The sequence below is a fragment of the Kocuria sp. HSID16901 genome (assembly GCF_003989425.1).
GTDB lineage: Bacteria > Actinomycetota > Actinomycetes > Actinomycetales > Micrococcaceae > Rothia > Rothia massiliensis.
Map to the genome: position 1 here is coordinate 95,767 of NZ_RBLM01000001.1, position 19,664 is coordinate 115,430.

Genomic DNA, 19,664 nt, shown 5'->3' on the forward strand with positions numbered 1-19,664 from the left:
GCAGGTCACATGTCCAACGATCAGAATGAGACGGCTCGACGGCGTTCGCTGTTTAGTCGAAGAAATCTGCTGATCGGGGGCGCCACCGCGTCCGCGGGTGCCGTCGCCGGGGTGGGCATTGAGCTCGCCCATCGCGGCGGCACCTCCGGAAACAACGCTGGGAGCGACGGTCATGAGGGTAACCCTCAGGCCGTCGCGTCCGGCGACGCGCCCCTGGCCTCGTCCCGAGTGACCTTCGGTGGAAAACGACAGGCCGGTATTGCGACGCCGGCCCCGGCTTTTGGGAACTTCATCGGGTTGCGCCTCCGACCCTCCGTGGGTGCATCGGATATCAAGCGTCTGCTTCGAATCCTCAGCGAAGACGCACGGGAATTGATGTCGGGACGTGCCCCGATCAACGACCAAGAACCGGAGCTGGCCGCGATCAGTGCCAACCTGACGATCACGCTTGGTTTCGGGGAACGGATCTTCGACGTCGTCAATCCGGGTGCCAAGCCGTCGTGGCTTAAGCCGTTGCCGGCCTTCGAGAAGATCGACAAACTCTCCGACGAGTGGGGAGCCGCCGATCTTCTCCTGCAACTGTGTTGCGATGACAAGGTCACGTTGGCCCATGCTCAGCGCATGTTGTTGAAGGAAACCCGCAGCTTCGGGACCGTCCATTGGGTGCAGGATGGCTTTCGCAATTCGGCGGGATCTCTGAAAAAGGGAACCACGATGCGGAATTTGTTCGGGCAGGTGGATGGAACCATCAACCCGACCACCGAGGACTCCAGCATGGACGACGTCGTGTACGGGAATATGGACGGGCTCAAGCCGTGGGTCGACGGCGGTACCTCGCTCGTCCTTCGCCGGATTCACATGAATGTTGACACCTGGGACGAAGTCGATGTTCCGGGGCGTGAGGACGCCATCGGGAGGAAACTGTCGAATGGGGCACCGTTGACGGGTCAGAAAGAAACCGATCCTGCCGATCTTTCAGCCACAACCCCCATCGGGTTTCCGGTGATCGCGGATTACGCCCACATTCGGCGGGCCACCGCTCAGGCTCCGCACGAGAAAATATTGAGACGACCGTACAATTATGATTTGCCGGTTTCTCAAGCATCTGGCCTAGCGAAGGCCGGATCGAGCACCGGTGGAGTTAGCCAAACGGGCCTCATCTTCGCCTCGTATCAAGCCGATCCCATCAAACAGTTCGTGCCGATCCAGCAGCGACTGGCCGAACTGGACATGCTCAATACCTGGACCGTTCCGATTGGGTCCGCCGTTTTCGCAATTCCTCCGGGATGCGAGGACGATGGGTTCGTCGGAGATTTCCTGTTCAAGGAATGATCCAGGCCGTCCTCCCTCCCTGGCCGCACCCGTGGCCTGGGCGGGAGGACCCCACCACCGTTGACCGCCGATCCGAGGAACTGATGACGCGTACCAAGGCGAACACCCCCAGCAAGGCCGGAACGCTGATGCGCGAGGCCCCGCAGGGTTTGGCTCGGGGACTCTACCGGCCCTGGCTACTCGTGGCCCCGGCGGCGACGCTGGTCTTTCTCATCATTTCCCTCGTCGCGACGGGGATCTCTAACGCCACCGATCTCAATGATCCCGGCGCATTCGTGCGGTGGGCGCTGCCGGTGGCCACCGCGATTCACAACCTGTCGATGTCTGCGACCATCGGGGCGCTGGTGTTCGCCGTCTTCTTGATTCCCCGGTACGCTGCCGACGCCGCCGGCCAGCGCAAACGCCGACAGCGGCGCGCCCAGACCGTGGACGCGGACGTCATCAGCGTCGAAGATATGGCTTCCGCTTCTGCGGATGAAGCCCAGGAGCTCCTCGAGGCAGAGGACACGGGCAAAGCCGAATATCCTCCATTCACCGCGACCTTGAATTTTGGCGCCATCGCCGCGCTGACCTGGACCATCTCTGCCGTCGCGGTGTTGATTCTCGCTTATGCGGACGTCTCCGGAACCAAGGTGGGCACCGACAAGGCCTTCACCTCGCAGCTCATCACCTACATGCAGTCGATTTCCGGGGGACAGGAACAAGCGACCATCGTCGTGGTTGCCGCCGTCGTGACCACCCTGATATTTGCCGTACGCCAACTGCTCGGATTGCTGATCACCTTGGGCGTCACGATGGTCGCCGTGACGGCCCTCGCCCTGAGCGGTCACTCCTCGGGCGGCGATGATCATATGGGCGCCGTGAATTCGCTAGGACTGCATTTGCTGGGCGTCAGCATCTGGTTCGGCGGACTCATCGTGCTCACCTATTTGTCTCGTCAACTCACCGGGAAAGACGCGGGCACGGGAACCATGCCTGAGCGAACCCGTGGGAGCCGACCGACCTCGGAACGTCGCGCGCCCATGGCGGTGGTCGTCTTGCACCGGTACTCGCAGTTGGCGTTGGCCGGATTCATCATGGTGTTCCTCTCCGGCATCATTAATTCGGAGATCAGGATCTACGGCTGGGCCGACTTGGGCACCCCTTACGGATCCATGATTGTCGCCAAAGCGGCACTGACCCTCCTGCTCGGGATCGCCGGCGCCGCGCATCGCCTGTACCTCATACCTCGCGTCGAATCGGGCGCGATCAAGGCCTTCCGCGGAATCTGGCAAGTCATTCTCGCCGAATTGATCATCATGGGGGCGGCCTCGGGCATCGCCGTGACGTTGTCCCGCTCGGCTCCGCCAGTTCCGGAACAATTGAAACCGGATGCTTCGCCGGCCCGCATCATCACGTGGTACGAGATGCCTCCGGAACCGACGACGGCTTCGTGGTTCACCACGTGGCGTTGGGACTGGATGTGGGTGGCCATCGCGATCTTCGCACTCGTCGCTTACGTGTGGGCTTTCACCAAGGTGCGCTCGCGGGGTGTCTCCTGGAACCCCTTGCGGTTGTGCTCCTGGGCGATCGGACTGGCCCTCCTGACGTTCGCGACGTCGGGGTCCCTCACCGTCTATTCCCGGGTCCTGTTCTCGGCCCACATGGTCGAACACATGCTGTTGACCATGATCATCCCGATCTTCCTGGTCCTGGGCGCACCCGTGACGCTCCTGTTGCGGGCGCTCCAGCCTCGGGCGGACGGCACGCGAGGAGCACGTGAGTGGATTCTTCGATTTATCCACTCGACGTGGGCCAAGGTGGTCACCAACCCGATTTTTGCCGCGGTGAACTTCGCCGGGTCCATCGTGTTGTTTTACTTCACCCCGATCTTCGGGATCGCCCTGAAATACCACGTGGGCCACGAGTTCATGATGGTGCACTTCCTCATGACTGGGTACATCTTCTTGCTTGTCTTGATTGGCATCGACCCGATTCCGAGGCGGCCGCAATTCGCGATTCGGCTCATTCTCCTCATCGCGACTCTCGGATACCACGCCTTTGTGGGTATCGCATTGATGAGTTCCAACGCCCTTCTGCAAGCGTCGTGGTTCGGCAACGTTGGCCGTCCGTGGGGTCTGTCCGCGATCGCGGATCAAAAGCTCGGCGGTTCGATCATGTGGGGCATGGGAGAGATTCCGACGATGCTCATCGCCGTCGTGGTCGGCATCCAGTGGTCCATCGCAGATGGCCGTTTGGCCAAACGGATCGACCGCCAGGCGGATCGGGACGGCGACGCCGAATTGGAAGCGTATAACGATATGTTTGCGCGCCTTAACGAGGGCGGCGAATCGGAGCCCCGGGCGAAGGATTGATCATCCCCACGGTGCGTTGAACACGACGAAATATGACAGTTATCCACCAGCGGGTGACGTCGGAGCGCAATACGGAACAACCGGGGGAGAAGGCTTGTTACTCTAACGCAAGCACACCGGTGGAATGGTATTCCCCGTGAGGATTTTTAAGGAAAGAGGATTCGATGGTTGACCGCGCTCCCCGTGTACGTGCCTCTGAGCTCACAGGCCGGGCCTGGCTCAATACCGGTGGTCAGAGCCTGTCCTGGTCTGACCTGCGCGGAAAGATCGTCATTCTGGATTTTTGGTCGTTCTGCTGCATCAACTGTCTCCACGTTTTGGACGAGTTGCGTCCCCTCGAGGAGGAATTCTCCGACATTCTCGTGACGGTCGGTGTGCATTCACCGAAGTTCGAGCACGAGGCCGACCCCGACGCATTGGCCGCGGCCGTCGACCGATACGACATCGCTCATCCCGTGTTGGACGATCCCGAGCTGAAGACGTGGCAGGACTACACCGCCCGTGCTTGGCCGACGCTCGTCGTCGTCGATCCCGAGGGCTACATCGTGGCCCATCTGTCGGGGGAGGGGCACGTTCAGGGGCTCGTCTCATTGGTGCGTGAATTGGCCGAAGAGCACGAGGCCAAGGGGACCTTGCATCGGGGTTCCGGTCCGTACGTTCCTCGTCCCAAGGCCGAGGGAATCTTATCGTTCCCTGGCAAGATCATCGCCGTACCGGAGACTCTCCGTGCGGATGGGGCGGAGGGCCCCACATACCTGGTCACGGATACCGGCCGCCACCGAATCGTCGAATTGGACTCCGGACTCGAACGAGTCCTGCGGGTCTGGGGCGGCACGTCTAAGGGCTACGTGGATGGCCCCGCCGAATCCGCTCGATTCAATGAACCACAAGGCTTAGCGGTGCTCCCAGATCACCTTCGTGAACGCCTCGATTACGACGTCGTCGTCGCGGACACGGTCAATCACCGCCTGCGTGGAATTCGCCTGGCGGATGGCGCGGTCAGCACGCTCGCCGGAAATGGCGTGCAGCGGCTCCTCGACGCCGAGGGTGCGAGGACGGGTGACCCCAATGTCATCGATCCCGACGCCGACCCCCGTACCGTCTCCCTCTCGTCGCCGTGGGACCTGGTGTGGTCGGAAACGGCCGAGGCCTTCGTGGTGGCGATGGCGGGCACCCACCAGCTCTTTAGTTTCGACCCCGCCTCTGGCGCGGTCCAGGTTTTCGCAGGAACGGGGGCCGAGGGGCTCCAGGACGGCGTGGCCGACGAAGCCTGGTTCGCCCAGTCGTCGGGCCTCGCACAAGCATCCGACGGAACCTTGTGGGTTGCCGATTCGGAAACTTCCGCTCTGCGACGCGTGACCTTCCAGGGGGATGCGGTCTCCGTAGAAACGGCAGTCGGCCAGGGGCTCTTCGACTTCGGCTTCCGAGACGGCGGTTCGGAGGACGCTCGATTGCAGCACTGCCTCGGCGTTGCGGTACTACCCGACGGGTCCATAGCTCTTGCTGATACGTATAACGGTGCGGTGCGCCGTTGGGATCCGGCGTCGGGAGAACTCACCACCCTGGCGCGGGACCTGGCCGAGCCCTCCGATGTCCTGGTTGAAGACCGCGGGCCCGAGGCCGAGCCGTTGTTGCTGGTCGTCGAGACCAATGCTCATCAGGTGGTGCGGCTGCCAATTCCGCGTGAGGCGCAGCGTGTGGACGAAGGAGCCTCCCAGACCCAGCGTCCGCCGTCTCTGCTGGCCGGGGGCACCTTGGAGATCGTGTCCCGATTCTCGGCGCCCACCGGGCAGAAGCTCGACGATCGATGGGGAGACCCGACCCAGCTCAAGGTCTCGTCGACCCCGCCGGATTTCATCCTGGACGGGGAAGGTGCAGCGCAGGGGCTGACCCGGACTCTGAAACTGAACCCGGAGGTGACCGACGCCGTACTCCACGTCACCGCCAGGGCCGCGGCCTGCGATGGCGAGCCAGGCGGCGAAATTCCCGATCATGCCGCATGCCATCTCTACCAGCAGGACTGGGGGATTCCGGTGAAAGTCACGGGTGAGGAGACGGACGAACGCTCGATGGTGCTCGATCTCCGGGGCGTCAACTGATCACTTGCGCTGGACCTCGATCCGATCGCCGTTGACGACAAGGTCGGCATTGATCTGGAACGGAATCGTTTTGCTGACGGTGCTGACCTTGCCGGTGTACAGGTCGAGGGCCTGGAATTCGATGCGGGCTTTCCCCTGAGGATTGGTGAGCTTCCAATGGCCTTGCGGGTCGATTGTGGCTGAGGAGTCCGGCTTTTCCACGATGGACCAGGAAACGTCGCCCTGCACGCGCCCGTCAAAGTCGTACTCGAAGGGGCATCCCTGAGGGTAGAGCGTGTCCTGCGAAGCGCAATGTTCGAGCGCATCGTCCACCTGACGCCTAATGGACTCCTGGGCAGCCGGACTCGGGGCAAGATCCAAGGAGAGCGACGGGTTCTGGTCGGAGGCTCCCTGGGGATGAGGGCTCCAGATCGTGGTCGTGGATTCTCGGGCGTCCAAGAGAGATGAGCTGTACTGGGCGGTGTAAACCCCCGGGAAGAAGACGGCGAATCGTTCCTCTCCCTGGGGCACCCCGACCTTTTGACGGTTGAGAGTTGCGGTCTCGACCCCGGGGGTTTTGACGTTGATCGTCGGAAGAGTCTGCGAGTCGATCGCCCAGTCCTCGAGAACTCCCGCGTGAATTCCCGTGCGGTGAACCGGGAAATCGGTGGACGAGTCCTTGTCGTTGAGCCGGTAGGTCACCGTGACGACGGCCCGATCCTCGGAACTCTGCTTGACGTTGTACCGGAAGTGTCCCAGCGTCTTGGTGGACTCCGAGAGGGCGTGCCCGTCGAGCATTGCGGCGTTGGACTCGGGGACCTTGGCATCCAAGAGAGTCATCGCTCGACCGCCGTCACCGTTGCGGATGGCCTGGATGTAGTCACGGACCGGCGACGTCGGACCGAACGCGTAGATGGAAATCAAGGCCATGATGGCGACTCCCAGGGCGGCGGCCACCAGAACTCCGGCGCAAAAGGTAGCGAGTGCGCGGGTTACCGGAGACTGAGGAGACATGTCATCCAGGATATCCGTCCGCTGCCCGTTCCATCGTCATCGCATAGGGTTGAGGCCATGGCAGAAAACCTCCGTGACGTTCCCGCCAAGTTCGGCCATCAGCAGCGGGGCTTTTACCCGCGCATCAATTCGTACGGTCGCCGCATCATGGCGGTCCTTCCGACGATCGCGTTAGCACTGGCGCTCTTGGCCATTCTGTATTTCAAACGTCCGGCCGCCGCCTTTGTGGTGGTGGTTCTTGCGGCGGAGGTCATTGCAGCCCTGATGGTCTACTCCCTGTTGAAGCCGGCGGTTGCGGTGCTCACCGATACTCACGTGCTTCGCGGCCGTCTCATCGGGTGGAAAGCGGTACGTCGGGATAAGATCCATCACACGGTTTTCGTCGAGAGACTTCAGCCCAAAGCGGCGTTGACGGCAGGAGACGGACCGCTGGCCAAATTGCGCTACCGAGGAATGCCGGGGTTGTGGTTCACCGACGAGTCTGGCAAACGGGTGCTTCGATTCGACGGACGCGTGTGGGACGCAAAGACCTTGCGGGAACTGTCCACGTTGGTCACCCCGGAGACTACGCGATATTCCACGATCAATGTGACGGAATTGGCCGAACGCCAGAAGGGTCTGGTCAGCTGGTCGGAACTTCATCCGACGTTCCGTTCGACGGCGGTCGTCTTGCTCGGGCTAGCGTTTCTTGCCCTCATCGTGGTGCTCGGTGTGTGGCCCGAGGTCTTCGGTGCTCGGGAAGGTATCGCGCAGCTCGGGGAATAGAATATGACCATGCGTGAGCCTTCTTTGTGGGAATTACAAAAACAGCGAAACCCTGGACATTCGCAGTGGTACATCGAACGATTTGAAACCATGCGTGCGCAAGGGGCGGACCTGAATGGTGAGGCGCGGTTGATTGATGCGATGGTTCCTCGCGGCGCCTCCATCTTGGACGCGGGCGCCGGCCCGGGCAGGGTTGGTGGAGAACTGGCGCGGTTGGGGCACCACGTCGTCGGCGTGGACATCGACGCCGACCTGGTTCATCAGGCACAGTTGGACCATCCCGCCGGCAACTGGCATGTCGGGGATCTGTCGGACCTCGATTCCGCGCTCCCCGAGGGATACCGGGGGTCGTTCGATGCCGTCGTCTGTGCCGGAAACGTGATGACATTCTTGGCGCCGTCCTCGCGACGAGCGGTTTTGGCCGGTTTCGCGGAAGCTCTGGCTCCAGGTGGGCGTGCCGCGATTGGGTTTGGCGCTGGCCGTGGGTACGACTTTGAGGAATTTTTCGCCGACGCCGAGGCGGCTGGTCTCGGCCGAAACCTGACTTTGGCAACGTGGGATCTTCAACCGTTCGAAGACGGGTCAACGTTTTTGGTATCCATCCTCAAAAAGCCGGAAAATCCCGCGCGGGAACTCGGGGAGAGGGTCAGCCTTCTCGGGTGAACCCCGGTGCGGACGTGGAGACCACGGGAAAAGAAACGACGGGCCATGCGAGAAGTTCCTCGCATGGCCCGTCGTTATTTGTGGAGCGGCTGACGGGAATCGAACCCGCGTATCAGGCTTGGGAAGCGTGCGCTCTACCATTGAGCTACAGCCGCGCGGCGTCAAAAAGACACGACGGTTATTCTATCGCATCGCCGGAGTTGGGGCGAACCGGGCGGCTGCACCTCGGGAACATGGCCTATTCTGTAATCGTGCTGATTTCAGATCACGATATTCGCCAAGACATTGACCGCGGTCGCATCCGCCTGGATCCTTTCGATCCGGACATGGTGCAACCCGCGAGCGTTGACGTTCGCTTGGATCGGTTCTTCCGGCTGTTCGATAACCATAAGTACCCGCATATCGACCCGTCCCAGGACCAACCCGAGCTGACTCGACTCATCGAAACTGCTCCGGGGGAGCCCTTCATCCTTCATCCTGGGGAATTCGTCTTGGGATCGACCTACGAACAGGTCACGCTTCCCGACGACGTTGCGGCTCGTTTGGAGGGGAAGTCGTCGCTCGGGCGTCTCGGGTTGCTGACCCATTCCACCGCGGGCTTCATCGATCCGGGATTCTCCGGGCACGTGACTCTGGAATTGTCGAATATGGCGACCTTGCCGATCATGTTGTGGCCCGGCTCCAAGGTTGGCCAGCTCTGCTTCTTCCGGCTGACCTCGCCGGCGGACCACTCCTACGGTTCGGGCTTTTATCACAACCGATATCAGGGGCAACGCGGGCCTACGGCGTCGCGGAGCTATCAGAATTTTCACGTCACGGATATTTCGGAAAGTTAGATCACGCAATGACCGAGACCCTCGTGTTTTCCATGAGGGCTATGGGGGCGGTCGTCGACATTGTCGCTCGAGAGGGGATCTCGCCGCGGTTTCTTGCCGCATTAGAAGATTCTTGGGCAGACTGCATTCCCAGCCCTGCAGCCAGTACTGATTCCGCCGAGTCCTCGGCCGACGTACGAATTTATGTGGTTCCTCAGGATGCTTCGATCCAGGAGGAACCAGAAGACGGCGCCTTCTTGCGTGTTGGCCCTGAATCGGAGTGGCCCTTCGCCGCTCAGGACTTCACATCGTTGGTGACGATCGAACTCATCAAGAAATTCATTGTGAAATTACATCTTTTCCACGCCGCCGCATTGATGCGACCGGAGACCGGAGAAACCCTGGCCCTCATCGGGCCTTCTGGACGTGGAAAGACGACGGCGTCACGCGCTCTCGCGAGCTCTGGCTGGACCTACTTGAGCGACGAGACCTGCGCCATCGACCCCGAAACCCTGATGGTCAAGCCGTATCCCAAGCCTTTGTCCGTCATAGAACATCAAGGATCGCCCAAGGCCCAACTCGCTGCCTCCTCCCTCGGGCTGCGAACGCCCACCGACGCAGACTCTCCGGTGCCGACACTGTCACGGCTCATCATTTTGGACCGGTTGGAGGGGGAGGGCGATGAGCCGGTCGGACTCTTCCCGGTGACTTTGCTGCAAGGCCTGCAATGTCTGGCCGAACAATCGTCCGGCCTCGCACAAACGCCTCACGCATTGCGGGAATTAGCCCGGCTCGTGGACCGAGTGGGCGGAATCAGCAAGGTGCGATATCGGGATTCCAGCGAGCTGCCGGACATCTTGGCTTCCGTGTCGGATGCGATCCCTGAACCTCACGACGAGACATGGGAGTATCTTGCCTCGCAGGGCTCCCGAGACGCTGAGACTCACGTCCTGTCGCAGGATGTACGCCCCGCATCTACTCAAGCCCTGGCCGATTATTGCCGCATCAGTCGGAGCCCCCAAGCGAGTGGATTGCTGACGAACGAAGGCCTCCTGATCATGCACGCCGATCGGACGGTTTTGTACACCCCGCTGGGGGCGGACCTGTGGCTCTTGACTGAGGGCGGTGCGACGGTCGGCGAGCTCCGGTCCAGATTGGAGCAGATCTATGGTCCGCCTCCGGAAGGTGCCTTCGAGCTGGCCTTGGACGCGGTTCTTGAAGACGGTGCGTTGATCGTCTCCAGTTCGCCGGCCTCAGCGGAGGAACCCTCGGCTCTGCCATCACCTGCCGATGAGGCGGCGGCAGGATCGCGGGACCTGTCGTCATGACCGCGCACTTGGCGCCCGCGGTCATTCTTGCCGTGATTCTGGTGTTCTCTGGGGTGGCGAAATGCCGCGAACCGGGTTCGGTCCGGGCCGCTTTGGAGAATCTTCGGGTACCTCTGATGTCGCGAGGGCGACTGATGGCCTCGGTATTCCCTTGGGCGGAGATCGTGCTCGGCCTTCTGATCGTTGGGTCCCCCGGAGTGCTCGCGACGGTGATAGCTGCTCTTGCACTCCTTCTCTTTGCCGCATATTGGGTGCTGATCTACCGCGCCCTGGGATTTGGCGAATCGGTCAGTTGCCACTGTTTCGGCTCGACGTCGAGTGGACGGGTGACGCGTCGGACTCTCTGGCGCAACACGGTATTCCTGCTTTTAGCCGTGTGGTGGATGGTGGTGTCCTGCGAGACGAGCGTCCCCGAGTTGGTCCGTTCCGCTTCGGCTTCGGACGCGCTCTGGGCGCTCGGCCTGGTGGCGGTCGGCACGACGGTCTTCACCATCATGAAAGACAACGGGGCTGGGTACTCGTCCGAGGCGTTGGATCAGGGCCGTGGGCGCCTCGAAGAACCGAGGCGAGCAGACGGCCCGCATCAGAACGATGCCGGCGAGCCATCGGATGAATTGGACTATGTTCGATTGCCGATTCCCGGCGTCGTGGTACAAGACGCTCACGGGGAACTGGTGTCGCTCCGCAGGATGGCGTCGACTCAGGCGCGGCTCGTGCTCTGGGTGTCGGCAGGTTGCGGATCGTGTTCCGAGGTCATGCGCCAGGCGGCGCAATGGCGGCAGGAACTGGCACCGGCGGTCGGCGTTCACCTCATGACCCCGTCCAGCCGCCAGGCCCTCGAGACGGTAGCCGATCGTAGCTTGTGGGACTCGACTCTGTACGACGTCGGTCACGTGGTCACCGACGTCATGGACCTGGCGGGCACGCCCGCGGCCGTCCTCTTAGGGGCGGACGGTCTGCTCGCTGGAGGGCCGGTCCTCGGTCGTGAGGTTATGGATTTTGTGCGGGACGTTCGGGCCGAGCTGGAAGCCGCACAGCCAAACCAAGACCGATCGCCAGAATGATCATGATGCCCAGCACACCCCAGATTTGAGCGCCGAACACGCTGACGAACACCGTGAACAGGGCCGGAGCCAAGAAACTGAGGGCGCGGCCCGTCGTGGAGTACAAACCGAAATATTCGCCCTCGTCACCGGGCGTCGTAATCCTCGAAAGGTAGCTCCGTGCCGCGGACTGAGCCGGTCCGACGAAGGCGCACAGAGCGAGTCCGCACACCCAAAATAACCACTGTTCTTGAAGGAACAACAAGGGCGTGGCCGCGATTAAGAGTGCGGCGAGGGAAACCAGGATGACGCGGCGTGGCCCCCACGCGTCGTCGAGCCGCCCACCCAACACGGCTCCGAGACCGGCGACCACGTTGCCGGCGATCGCGAAGACGATCACCTGGCTCGAGCTAAAACCAAACGTTCCCGCTGCCAGGACTCCACCGTAGGTGAAGATTCCCGCCAATCCATCACGAAAGATCGCGGAGGTAATCAGGAACCGAAGCGCGAGCGGTTCCTCTCGGTATAACCGACGTATGGTCCGACCAAGACGCTTGTAGGAGTCGAGGATCGAATCGCGGGGGCCGGGACTTTGCTCGCCGGTGGCCAAGCCGTAGTCGCTCGATGGCGCGGTGGCTCCCGGGAACCGGAGCAGCAATGGCAACGAGAACAGCATGAGCCACACGGCCGAAAAGACGGCGATCGCCCGCAGATTGAGGGAATCATCTTCCGGGATGCCCAGCAGACCCGGCGAGACAAACCCCACGAGGACGATCCCCAAGGCCACAATTCCTCCGAAATACCCGAAGGACCAACCGAGCCCAGAAACGCGGCCAACGGTTTCCGGCGTCGAGATCGAGGGGAGGAGGGAGTTGTAGTGAACGGTGGCGATTTCACTCATGACGTTGGCTAGGGCAATCAGGCCAACGCCCAGATAGAGATAGGACGGTTCTGGGCGGGCAAAGAAGCAGAGGGCCACGCACAGCGCCACAGCGGTGGTCGTCCAGGCGAGCGCTCGCCGTCGTGATCCATTGCGATCCGCTCTCTGGCCGGTCACGGGAGCCGTCAGGGCCACGACGACGCCCGCAATCGTGAGCCCGGCCGAGAGCACCTGGGTGGTGTGCTCCTTGGACCCGAAAGCATCGCTGGTCAAGTAGACCGTAAAGACGAAGGTGGTCATCACGGCGTTGAAGCTCGACGATCCGGCATCCCACAGGGCCCACGGAATCACCGGCTTCTTGTGGGAAGCGGCAGATTGCATAATCCACAGGATACAAGTGGCCTATGCCACGCCATAGCGGTAGGAGGTAGCCAGTAGGGAAATTGTCGATACATTCCTCCAGAGACATGACACCTTCTTGCCACAGGAGTTAGCTCAGAGCTTGGCCGCCCACCTGGAAAAATCGCCGCTGATAAGCTTGGCCAGGACGAGAACCGTGATGAGGTAGAGGGGGCACCATTTGGGCATCGTGATTCTGGCCCACGTCGTGGCCGCTCTCGTGGCGCCGATGTGTTTCCGACGGTGGGGTCGCACATGCTTCTACGTTTTCGCCCTCGTTCCCGCCGTGAGCTTCATTTGGCTCTGCACCACGGCTCCGGCCGTCTTCGGCGGTCAGGTCATAACCGAGAGCTATCCGTGGATACCCCAGCTCGGCATTTCGTTGTCGTTCCGTCTGGATGCCCTCGCATGGATCCTCTCCGCCATGATTTTGGGGATCGGCGCACCCATCATCTTCTATTGCGCCGCGTACTTTAAGCACACGAACCAGTATTCTGGCTCCTTTGCCTCTCAACTACTGCTCTTCGCCGGAGTCATGTTCGGCCTCGTGACCGCGGACGACATGATGGTCATGTTTGTCTTTTGGGAGCTCACGAGCATTCTGTCGTATCTGTTGATCGGATACGCCCACGTGCGTTTCTTCGCCCGGCGGGCCGCCCTGCAAGCGTTGATCGTGACGACGGCCGGCGGTTTGGCGATGTTCATCGGCATCATCATGTTGGCCGTGGCGAGCCGTTCTTATCTGCTCTCGGACGTGATCGCTCGGGCCCCAGAAACCATTGCGTCGCCAGGCGGTGGCGTCGTCATGGGTGCCGCACTGGTGTTGTTGTTGGTGGGGGCGATGTCGAAGTCGGCACTTTTCCCCCTGCACTTTTGGCTCCCCGGGGCGATGGCCGCTCCCACCCCGGTCTCGGCGTTCCTCCACGCCGCCGCGATGGTCAAGGCGGGCATCTACCTTGTGGCCCGATTCGCCCCGGAATTCTCGGGCGTTGCACCGTGGACGGGCATCGTCGTCATCGTGGGGCTCTTCACGATGCTCTTCGGCGGATACGTAGCCCTGAAGCAGTATGACCTCAAGCTCATCCTCGCGTACGGAACCGTGAGCCAGCTCGGATTCATCCTGACGGTCGTGGGGATCGGAAGCCCCGACGCCATCTATGCGGGGCTGGCCATGATGATTGCGCATTCCCTGTTCAAGTCGGTCTTGTTCCTGTGTACGGGCATCATCGACCATCAGGCGGGTACCCGTGAGATCACTCGACTCTCCGGAATTTGGCGGAAGGCACCGGTCCTCTTCGTCTTGGCCGTGCTGTCGGCGGCGTCGATGGCGGGAATTCCGCCCCTCGCTGGGTTCGTCACCAAGGAGTCGATCCTTGAACTGGGCGTCGAAGGCTGGGCCCACGGCATGGGTGCCCTCGGCCCGGGACAATCAGGGCTCGTCCTCCTGTGCATCGCTGTGGGATCGGTCTTGACCTTTGCCTACAGTGCACGATTCGTCTGGGGCGCCTTCGCGACCAAAAAGCCTCGTGACGCGCACCCCGATCTGATTCAGGGCGGCTCCGTTCACTCGACCGACTTTCACGCGATTCCCTTGACCTTTGCGTTGGCCCCGAGCGTGATCACGGTACTGACCCTCGCGCTGGGCCTCTTCCCGGAGCCGATCCATCAGATGGTCGGGACGGTCGCTCAGCAGGGCGGCGAGATACACCAGCACCTCGCCTTGTGGCACGGTCTGACTCCGCCTCTGGGAATTTCCGCGATGATTATCGCGACGGGTGTGGTTCTCTACCTGGCTCGAGTGCCCGTCCTCAAGGCGCAATCCGCGGTGCCTTCGCTGCCGACGGCCGATTCCGTGTACCGCGGAATTATTGGTTTCATTGACTGGGCCGCGGTTCGCATCACCGGCTTCACTCAGCGTGGTTCCCTGAGCTTTTACCTCGCGGTGATTCTTGCGACGGCCGTGATCGTTCCGACGATCGGCCTGTTTATCGTCGAGACCCCGCCGTTGCGATCCATTAACTGGACGGATTCCCCCGCTCAATGGGCCATTGCCGCCGTCATGGTGGGGGCCGCTCTGATCGCGGTTCGAGCGAATAAGCGATTCCTGGCGATCCTGATGGTTTCGGTCACGGGTTACGGGTTGGCCTTGATCTTCGCGCTCCGGGGTGCCCCGGACTTGGCGCTCACACAGATGCTGGTCGAGACCATCTCCTTGATCGCATTCGTCTTGGCCTTGCGCATGCTTCCCTCGGGAATCGGCAAGCGCAAGACCACCCGGCGGCCCGCCCGGGTCGTGATCGCCGTGGGCTTCGGACTCTTCATGATGGCTCTGGCCGCATTCTCGATCTCGTCGCGTACCGCTAGCCCCATTTCATTGGATATGCCGCGGTTGGCATACGAGATCGGTCACGGAAAGAACGTCGTGAACGTGACCCTCGTCGACATGCGTGCCTGGGACACCTACGGCGAAATCTCGGTCTTGGCTCTGGCCGCGACGGGTGTCGCTAGCCTGATATTCATTGCTGGACGGCAAGACGCCGGACGGAACGGTCCGGCCTTGGATACGGGACGCATCCGGGCAGTCAGTAAGAGATATGCGGGCCGCACTGGGCTGAGCACCGGAACGCGCGTCGTCGGACACTTCATGAACGTCAAGCGGGATCCCTTCCTCGTGGCTGGGCGCACCCTTGCACCGGAAAACCGTTCGTTGATGCTTGAGGTCATCACGCGGTTGCTGTTCCACACGGTCGTCCTGGTGTCGGTCTACTTGCTTTTGGCCGGTCACAATCTTCCCGGAGGCGGGTTCGCCGGTGGCCTCTTGGCGGGACTCGCCCTGGGGCTGAGGTACCTGGCGGGTGGCCGCTACGAGCTCGAGGAAGCCACTCCGGTCAATGCGGGTGTCCTCTTGGGCTCCGGCATGATCCTCTCGGCGGTTTACGCGCTTCTTCCTCTGGCGTGGGGAGGCTCGGTCTTCGCCTCCTACGCTTTCGAGGTGCACTGGCCGGTTTTCGGTGAGATCCACTTCGTGACGGCCACCATCTTCGATATTGGTGTGTATTTGATCGTCGTCGGCTTGGTGCTTGACGTGCTGCGCAGCTTGGGCGGAAAGATCGATTCTGTCCTAGAGGAAGAGCGCCGCCAGGAGCGCGAACGGTCGCGTCAGACCGGACGCAAGCGTCGCCGGATCAAGGTGCGCCGTTCGGGTGGTCCTCAGACCGTAGCGATTCCTTCGGGGCCGGTCACCGCGACCAGCGAAGAAGAACACTTGGACGGCGAGCGACCAACCGCCGCGGCCGATACAGGTCACGCCGAACGCACCCGAGAGGACGACCACTCATGATCGATGCCTCAATGCTCCTGGTCATGGGGGTTCTCTACGCCGTGGGCGTGTATCTGGTGCTCGAGAAGTCGCTCACCAAGGTTCTATTGGGCCTGATGCTGATCACCAATGCGACCAATATCCTGATTTTGCACACCGCAGGCTCCTCAGGAATCCCGGCGTTCTTCGACCCGACGAGGAGCGCCGACGAATACTTCGACCCGCTGCCACAGGCCTTGGTCCTGACGGCCATCGTGATTTCCTTTTCGGTGACGGCGCTGATGCTGGGCATGATTTACCGCAGCTGGGTCTTGTCCCGTCGAGACGACATCATGGACGACGCCGAGGACCGCCGCGTTGCCGCCCAGCCGGACTACGATCCGGAGGACGACGACGCCGCCCCCATCGAGCCCTCCGAATTCGAAGGTTCCGAGGAACAACGAGAGGAAGCCTATCGCCAGCGGAAGCAGAAAGAGCGGTCTCAGCGTGAGAATGCGCGGACTGTTGCCGACGACGAGGCGCCTGGTCTCGCCAAGGAACACCACTCGCACTTGGGTCAGGGAAATCGCGATCAGGGGGAGTGGCGTCCATGAACATCGTTGAGTTAGCCCCCGTGGCCGTGATTCTGCCCCTGCTCGCCGCAGGCCTGAACTTCACGCTGTACAAGTTCCCGAACGCCCAGCGGTTGGTGTCACTTCTCGCGATGTCGCTGATCCTGGCCCTCGAAATCGTGCTCTTGATTTCGACCTGGGGAACGGGCCCGCAATCCGTGACGCTGGGCGGCTGGGCGGCGCCTTTCGGCATCGTCATGGTCGTGGATCAGTTGTCGTCCTTGATGCTGGTCGTCTCCACGCTCGTCTCTTTCGCGGTGCTCATCTATGCGACCGGTCAGGGTCTCGCGGATGGTGACGGCGACGCGCCGATCTCGGTGTTCTACCCGACCTTCTTGGTGCTGTTGGCCGGAGTGTCCAATGCCTTCTTGGCGGGGGACCTCTTCAACCTGTACGTCGGGTTCGAGATTCTGCTGACTGCCAGTTACGTACTTCTCACCATGTCCGGGACGGCTCCGCGCATCCGGGCCGGCGTGACCTATACCGTGGTCTCGGTCATTTCCTCGATGCTGTTCCTGATTTCCATCGGCATGATCTATGCGGCCCTGGGCACCGTGAACATGGCGGATATCGCCGCCAAAGTGCCGGACCTACCCGTGGGCACCCAGATGCAACTGCACCTGATGCTACTGGTGGCCTTCGGGATTAAGGCCGCCGTTTTCCCGTTGTCCCTCTGGCTCCCGGACTCGTATCCGACCGCGCCCGCGCCGGTCACGGCCGTGTTCGCGGGCTTGCTGACCAAGGTCGGCGTGTACGCGATCATCAGGACGGAGACCCTCCTGTTCCCCGGTGGAATGGTGGACAACCTCCTCGCCTTCGTCGCGGCTGCAACCTTAGTGGTGGGCATCCTGGGAGCGTTGACTCAAAGCGATATCAAGAGAACCCTCTCGTTCATTCTGATCAGTCACATCGGCTACATGATCTGGGGCATCTCGTTGTCGACGCCGGAGGGCTTGGTGGCCGTGGTCTTTTACGTTGCCCACCACATCGTGATCCAGACGAGCCTGTTTATGGTCGTGGGCCTGATCGAGCGACGCGGTGGTTCCGCGAATACGGATCGTCTCGCAGGGCTCGCGAAGATTGCGCCCATCTTGGGCATCCTGTACTTCATCCCGGCCATGAACTTGGGCGGTATACCGCCGTTCTCCGGATTCATCGGGAAAGTTGGCCTCATCGACGCGAGCGTGCGAGCCGGAACCTGGCAGGGATACGCCCTGGCCGGCATCGGCGTCTTCGTGTCACTCCTGACTCTGCTGACCTTGGCCCGTATTTGGAACCGTGTGTTCTGGCGTAAGCCAGAGGATGCCGAATTCCCCGATCCGATCCTCTTGGCAAAGGACGCCGATGGTCATTACGGCGTCCGGACCTCGGGAGAAATTGACATCGAATCGAGGCGTTACAAGGGCCGCGACGTCACCCTGTTGCCGCGGCCGATGATCGGCTCGACCATCGGATTGGTCGCCGTGGGAGTCGCGATCACCTTCTTGGCCGGGCCGTTATTCAACCTCTCCTACCAAGCAGCCGATAACTTGAGTGATCCGCACGCGTACATCGAAGCCGTATTGGGCCACGACGCCGCCTCGGAAGGGGGCCACTGACATGAGTCCGTCCGCCCACCGGGCCCCTCGCATCAGGCCCAAAAATACCTTCCGTACGGAACTTCCGCTGTTGGTGTGGCTCGTTCTGGTGTGGGGCGCCCTCTGGCGGGATTTCTCTCCCGGCAACTTGCTCTTCGGCCTGATTCTGGCCTTCATCTTGGTCCGCGTCTTCTACCTACCGCCGGTGCAATTGTCCGGGCGGTTCAATCCACTGTGGGCCTTCGTATTGGCCATGAAGTTCATCTGGTGGATCGCGGTCGCAAGCTTCGAGATTCTGTGGTTCGCTGTGAGGCCACGGGGAGCACCCAGATCCGCGGTCGTCTCGGCCCAATTGGACATCAATAGCGACCTCCTCATCACGGTGGTGGGTCATATCGTCTCCCTGATCCCGGGCTCGCTCGTCGTGGAGGTGGACCGGCGTCATGCAACGATCTATTTCCACGTGATCAACATCGAGTCCGCGGAGGACGTCACGAAATTCCAGAACAGCGTTCGCAAGATCGAGGCCTATGTGATTCGGGTGATGGGTACCCGGGAGAGCTATGCAGCCCTCAAATCCGGCACCCTCGGTGAGGAGAAGCCATGAAAGTCGTCATGGTGATCTGCGGCATCATTCTGGTGTTGGCAGCCATCGGAACCATCTACCGTCTGGCCAAGGGGCCTTCGCTCTTGGACCGAGTGATCGCTTCGGACGTTCTGCTCGCCATCGTTGGTGCCGGTTTGGTCATCGACATGGTCAATCGGGACAGCTACGAGAATGTCACCTTGCTCATCGTCATTTCCCTCGTCGGCTTCTTGGGGTCCGTGACGGTCTCTCGATTCGCGAATAACAAGCGGGAACGTGAAGACCTCGCCCGAGACGCCGTCGGCGGATATAACGCCAGTGCCTCGACACGCCAAGAATCGGCGTCGTCCCTCGGCCAGAGTCAGAACCCTTCGGATCAGAAGCCTTCAGGGGGTGAGCGATAGATGTTGGACACCGTTCTGAACATTCTCACGGGAGCATGTCTGATCGTCGGTTGCCTCATGTCCTTGGGGGCCGCACTCGGCATCATGAGGTTCAGCGATGTGCTGTCGCGCCTGCACCCCGGTGCAAAGCCCCAGGTCTTCGGCTTGTTTCTCTTACTCCTCGGCATGGGAATCGCCGCCCGCAGTTGGAGCCTCGTCCCCGCGCTCATTTTGGCCTGGACCTTGCAGATGCTCGCGACGCCGGTTTCCTCGCACATGGTCGGTCGGTCCGGATTCCGGAACCGGCACTTCGCGGCGTCGTCGTTGACCGTCAACGAATTGGCCGACCTCGTCGAGCAGATGAACCGCGAAGAGGAACAAGAGCAGGCTCCGGCCGAGGCCGCGCCCGAGCCTCGAGAGGTTGACGCGGATACCGCGGGATTAGACAAGCCGGACGAACAAGAGCCTCGGCAATCCTGACAACAACGCCGATGGGCGCGTGACAACGTCACGCGCC

At 61.6% G+C, this 19,664-nt stretch carries 16 protein-coding genes and 1 tRNA gene; 14 read left to right on the forward strand and 3 right to left on the reverse strand.

Going from position 1 to position 19,664, the window contains the following annotated elements; genetic code table 11:
• The first annotated feature begins 9 nt into the window (after window positions 1-9).
• From D8M21_RS00465 to D8M21_RS00475, 3 genes are all read left to right on the forward strand, one after another.
• A complete protein-coding gene (locus D8M21_RS00465; protein ID WP_048683807.1) occupies window positions 10-1,332 on the forward strand; it encodes a Dyp-type peroxidase in 1,323 nt (440 codons plus the stop codon).
• An 83-nt stretch (window positions 1,333-1,415) separates the two neighbouring features.
• Window positions 1,416-3,686, forward strand: a complete 2,271-nt coding sequence (locus D8M21_RS00470) for a cytochrome c oxidase assembly protein (protein ID WP_238650868.1) — start codon at window positions 1,416-1,418, stop codon at window positions 3,684-3,686.
• Between the two features lie 164 nt (window positions 3,687-3,850).
• Window positions 3,851-5,785: an NHL domain-containing thioredoxin family protein gene (locus D8M21_RS00475; protein ID WP_048683804.1), complete on the forward strand. Its 1,935-nt coding sequence runs from the start codon at window positions 3,851-3,853 to the stop codon at window positions 5,783-5,785.
• Here the strand turns inward: D8M21_RS00475 and D8M21_RS00480 are convergent, their stop codons facing one another.
• Window positions 5,786-6,778, reverse strand: a complete 993-nt coding sequence (locus D8M21_RS00480) for a hypothetical protein (protein WP_065424338.1) — start codon at window positions 6,776-6,778, stop codon at window positions 5,786-5,788. It abuts the gene before it with no gap.
• A 57-nt stretch (window positions 6,779-6,835) separates the two neighbouring features.
• Here D8M21_RS00480 and D8M21_RS00485 point away from each other — a divergent pair, with 57 nt between their 5' ends.
• Both D8M21_RS00485 and D8M21_RS00490 read left to right on the forward strand, forming a co-directional pair.
• Window positions 6,836-7,543 (forward strand): hypothetical protein, encoded by a 708-nt coding sequence (locus D8M21_RS00485; protein ID WP_048683797.1) that lies wholly within the window; start codon window positions 6,836-6,838, stop codon window positions 7,541-7,543.
• Window positions 7,544-7,552: 9 nt separating this feature from the next.
• A complete protein-coding gene (locus D8M21_RS00490; RefSeq protein WP_048684096.1) occupies window positions 7,553-8,206 on the forward strand; it encodes a class I SAM-dependent methyltransferase in 654 nt (217 codons plus the stop codon).
• Between the two features lie 81 nt (window positions 8,207-8,287).
• Here the strand turns inward: D8M21_RS00490 and D8M21_RS00495 are convergent.
• Window positions 8,288-8,361 (reverse strand) — tRNA-Gly (locus D8M21_RS00495).
• Between the two features lie 96 nt (window positions 8,362-8,457).
• Between D8M21_RS00495 and dcd the strand changes: the two genes are divergently transcribed.
• From dcd to D8M21_RS00510, 3 genes are read left to right on the forward strand one after another with little or no spacing between them, the layout of a single operon-like run.
• Complete coding sequence (gene dcd / locus D8M21_RS00500; protein ID WP_048684094.1) at window positions 8,458-9,042, forward strand: dCTP deaminase; 585 nt, start codon at window positions 8,458-8,460, stop codon at window positions 9,040-9,042.
• 8 nt (window positions 9,043-9,050) lie between these two features.
• Entirely contained in the window at window positions 9,051-10,349 is a 1,299-nt protein-coding gene (locus D8M21_RS00505; RefSeq protein ID WP_048683795.1) for a hypothetical protein, read from the forward strand.
• Complete coding sequence (locus tag D8M21_RS00510; protein WP_048683793.1) at window positions 10,346-11,413, forward strand: TlpA family protein disulfide reductase; 1,068 nt, start codon at window positions 10,346-10,348, stop codon at window positions 11,411-11,413. The genes D8M21_RS00505 and D8M21_RS00510 overlap by 4 nt, the downstream gene beginning before the upstream one ends.
• On the opposite strand, the gene D8M21_RS00515 is transcribed toward D8M21_RS00510, so the two are convergent.
• Window positions 11,340-12,653 carry an MFS transporter gene (locus D8M21_RS00515; protein ID WP_048683790.1) on the reverse strand — a complete coding sequence of 438 codons (1,314 nt, stop codon included), beginning with the start codon at window positions 12,651-12,653 and terminating at the stop codon, window positions 11,340-11,342. The genes D8M21_RS00510 and D8M21_RS00515 overlap by 74 nt on opposite strands.
• A 208-nt stretch (window positions 12,654-12,861) precedes the next feature.
• Here D8M21_RS00515 and D8M21_RS00520 point away from each other — a divergent pair, with 208 nt between their 5' ends.
• Genes D8M21_RS00520 through mnhG form a run of 6 tightly spaced genes read left to right on the forward strand, consistent with a single transcriptional unit; the run spans window position 12,862 to window position 19,627 of the window.
• Window positions 12,862-16,011, forward strand: coding sequence for a Na+/H+ antiporter subunit A (locus D8M21_RS00520; RefSeq protein WP_238650932.1), 3,150 nt, complete (start codon window positions 12,862-12,864; stop codon window positions 16,009-16,011).
• Window positions 16,008-16,583 carry a Na(+)/H(+) antiporter subunit C gene (locus tag D8M21_RS00525; protein WP_065424337.1) on the forward strand — a complete coding sequence of 192 codons (576 nt, stop codon included), beginning with the start codon at window positions 16,008-16,010 and terminating at the stop codon, window positions 16,581-16,583. The genes D8M21_RS00520 and D8M21_RS00525 overlap by 4 nt, the downstream gene beginning before the upstream one ends.
• Window positions 16,580-18,199: a Na+/H+ antiporter subunit D gene (locus D8M21_RS00530; RefSeq protein ID WP_048683789.1), complete on the forward strand. Its 1,620-nt coding sequence runs from the start codon at window positions 16,580-16,582 to the stop codon at window positions 18,197-18,199. The genes D8M21_RS00525 and D8M21_RS00530 overlap by 4 nt, the downstream gene beginning before the upstream one ends.
• 1 nt (window position 18,200) lies before the next feature.
• Window positions 18,201-18,785: a Na+/H+ antiporter subunit E gene (locus tag D8M21_RS00535; protein ID WP_085529154.1), complete on the forward strand. Its 585-nt coding sequence runs from the start codon at window positions 18,201-18,203 to the stop codon at window positions 18,783-18,785.
• Window positions 18,782-19,168, forward strand: a complete 387-nt coding sequence (locus D8M21_RS00540; RefSeq protein ID WP_065424336.1) for a monovalent cation/H+ antiporter complex subunit F — start codon at window positions 18,782-18,784, stop codon at window positions 19,166-19,168. Before D8M21_RS00535 ends, D8M21_RS00540 begins: the two co-directional genes overlap by 4 nt.
• Window positions 19,169-19,627, forward strand: coding sequence for a monovalent cation/H(+) antiporter subunit G (gene mnhG, locus D8M21_RS00545; RefSeq protein ID WP_065424335.1), 459 nt, complete (start codon window positions 19,169-19,171; stop codon window positions 19,625-19,627).
• Window positions 19,628-19,664: the final 37 nt, after the last annotated feature.

What these genes read in the sequence shown, in the direction of transcription:
- D8M21_RS00470 (WP_238650868.1), top strand. Translation starts at nt 1,416, where the DNA reads ATGACGCGTACCAAGGCGAACACCCCCAGCAAGGCCGGAACGCTGATG.
- D8M21_RS00535 (WP_085529154.1), top strand. Translation starts at nt 18,201, where the DNA reads ATGAGTCCGTCCGCCCACCGGGCCCCTCGCATCAGGCCCAAAAATACC.
- D8M21_RS00540 (WP_065424336.1), top strand. Translation starts at nt 18,782, where the DNA reads ATGAAAGTCGTCATGGTGATCTGCGGCATCATTCTGGTGTTGGCAGCC.
- D8M21_RS00465 (WP_048683807.1), top strand. Translation starts at nt 10, where the DNA reads ATGTCCAACGATCAGAATGAGACGGCTCGACGGCGTTCGCTGTTTAGT.
- D8M21_RS00485 (WP_048683797.1), top strand. Translation starts at nt 6,836, where the DNA reads ATGGCAGAAAACCTCCGTGACGTTCCCGCCAAGTTCGGCCATCAGCAG.
- D8M21_RS00490 (WP_048684096.1), top strand. Translation starts at nt 7,553, where the DNA reads ATGCGTGAGCCTTCTTTGTGGGAATTACAAAAACAGCGAAACCCTGGA.
- D8M21_RS00530 (WP_048683789.1), top strand. Translation starts at nt 16,580, where the DNA reads ATGAACATCGTTGAGTTAGCCCCCGTGGCCGTGATTCTGCCCCTGCTC.
- D8M21_RS00510 (WP_048683793.1), top strand. Translation starts at nt 10,346, where the DNA reads ATGACCGCGCACTTGGCGCCCGCGGTCATTCTTGCCGTGATTCTGGTG.
- mnhG (WP_065424335.1), top strand. Translation starts at nt 19,169, where the DNA reads ATGTTGGACACCGTTCTGAACATTCTCACGGGAGCATGTCTGATCGTC.
- D8M21_RS00475 (WP_048683804.1), top strand. Translation starts at nt 3,851, where the DNA reads ATGGTTGACCGCGCTCCCCGTGTACGTGCCTCTGAGCTCACAGGCCGG.
- D8M21_RS00515 (WP_048683790.1), bottom strand. Translation starts at nt 12,653, where the DNA reads ATGCAATCTGCCGCTTCCCACAAGAAGCCGGTGATTCCGTGGGCCCTG.
- D8M21_RS00525 (WP_065424337.1), top strand. Translation starts at nt 16,008, where the DNA reads ATGATCGATGCCTCAATGCTCCTGGTCATGGGGGTTCTCTACGCCGTG.
- D8M21_RS00480 (WP_065424338.1), bottom strand. Translation starts at nt 6,778, where the DNA reads ATGTCTCCTCAGTCTCCGGTAACCCGCGCACTCGCTACCTTTTGCGCC.
- D8M21_RS00505 (WP_048683795.1), top strand. Translation starts at nt 9,051, where the DNA reads ATGACCGAGACCCTCGTGTTTTCCATGAGGGCTATGGGGGCGGTCGTC.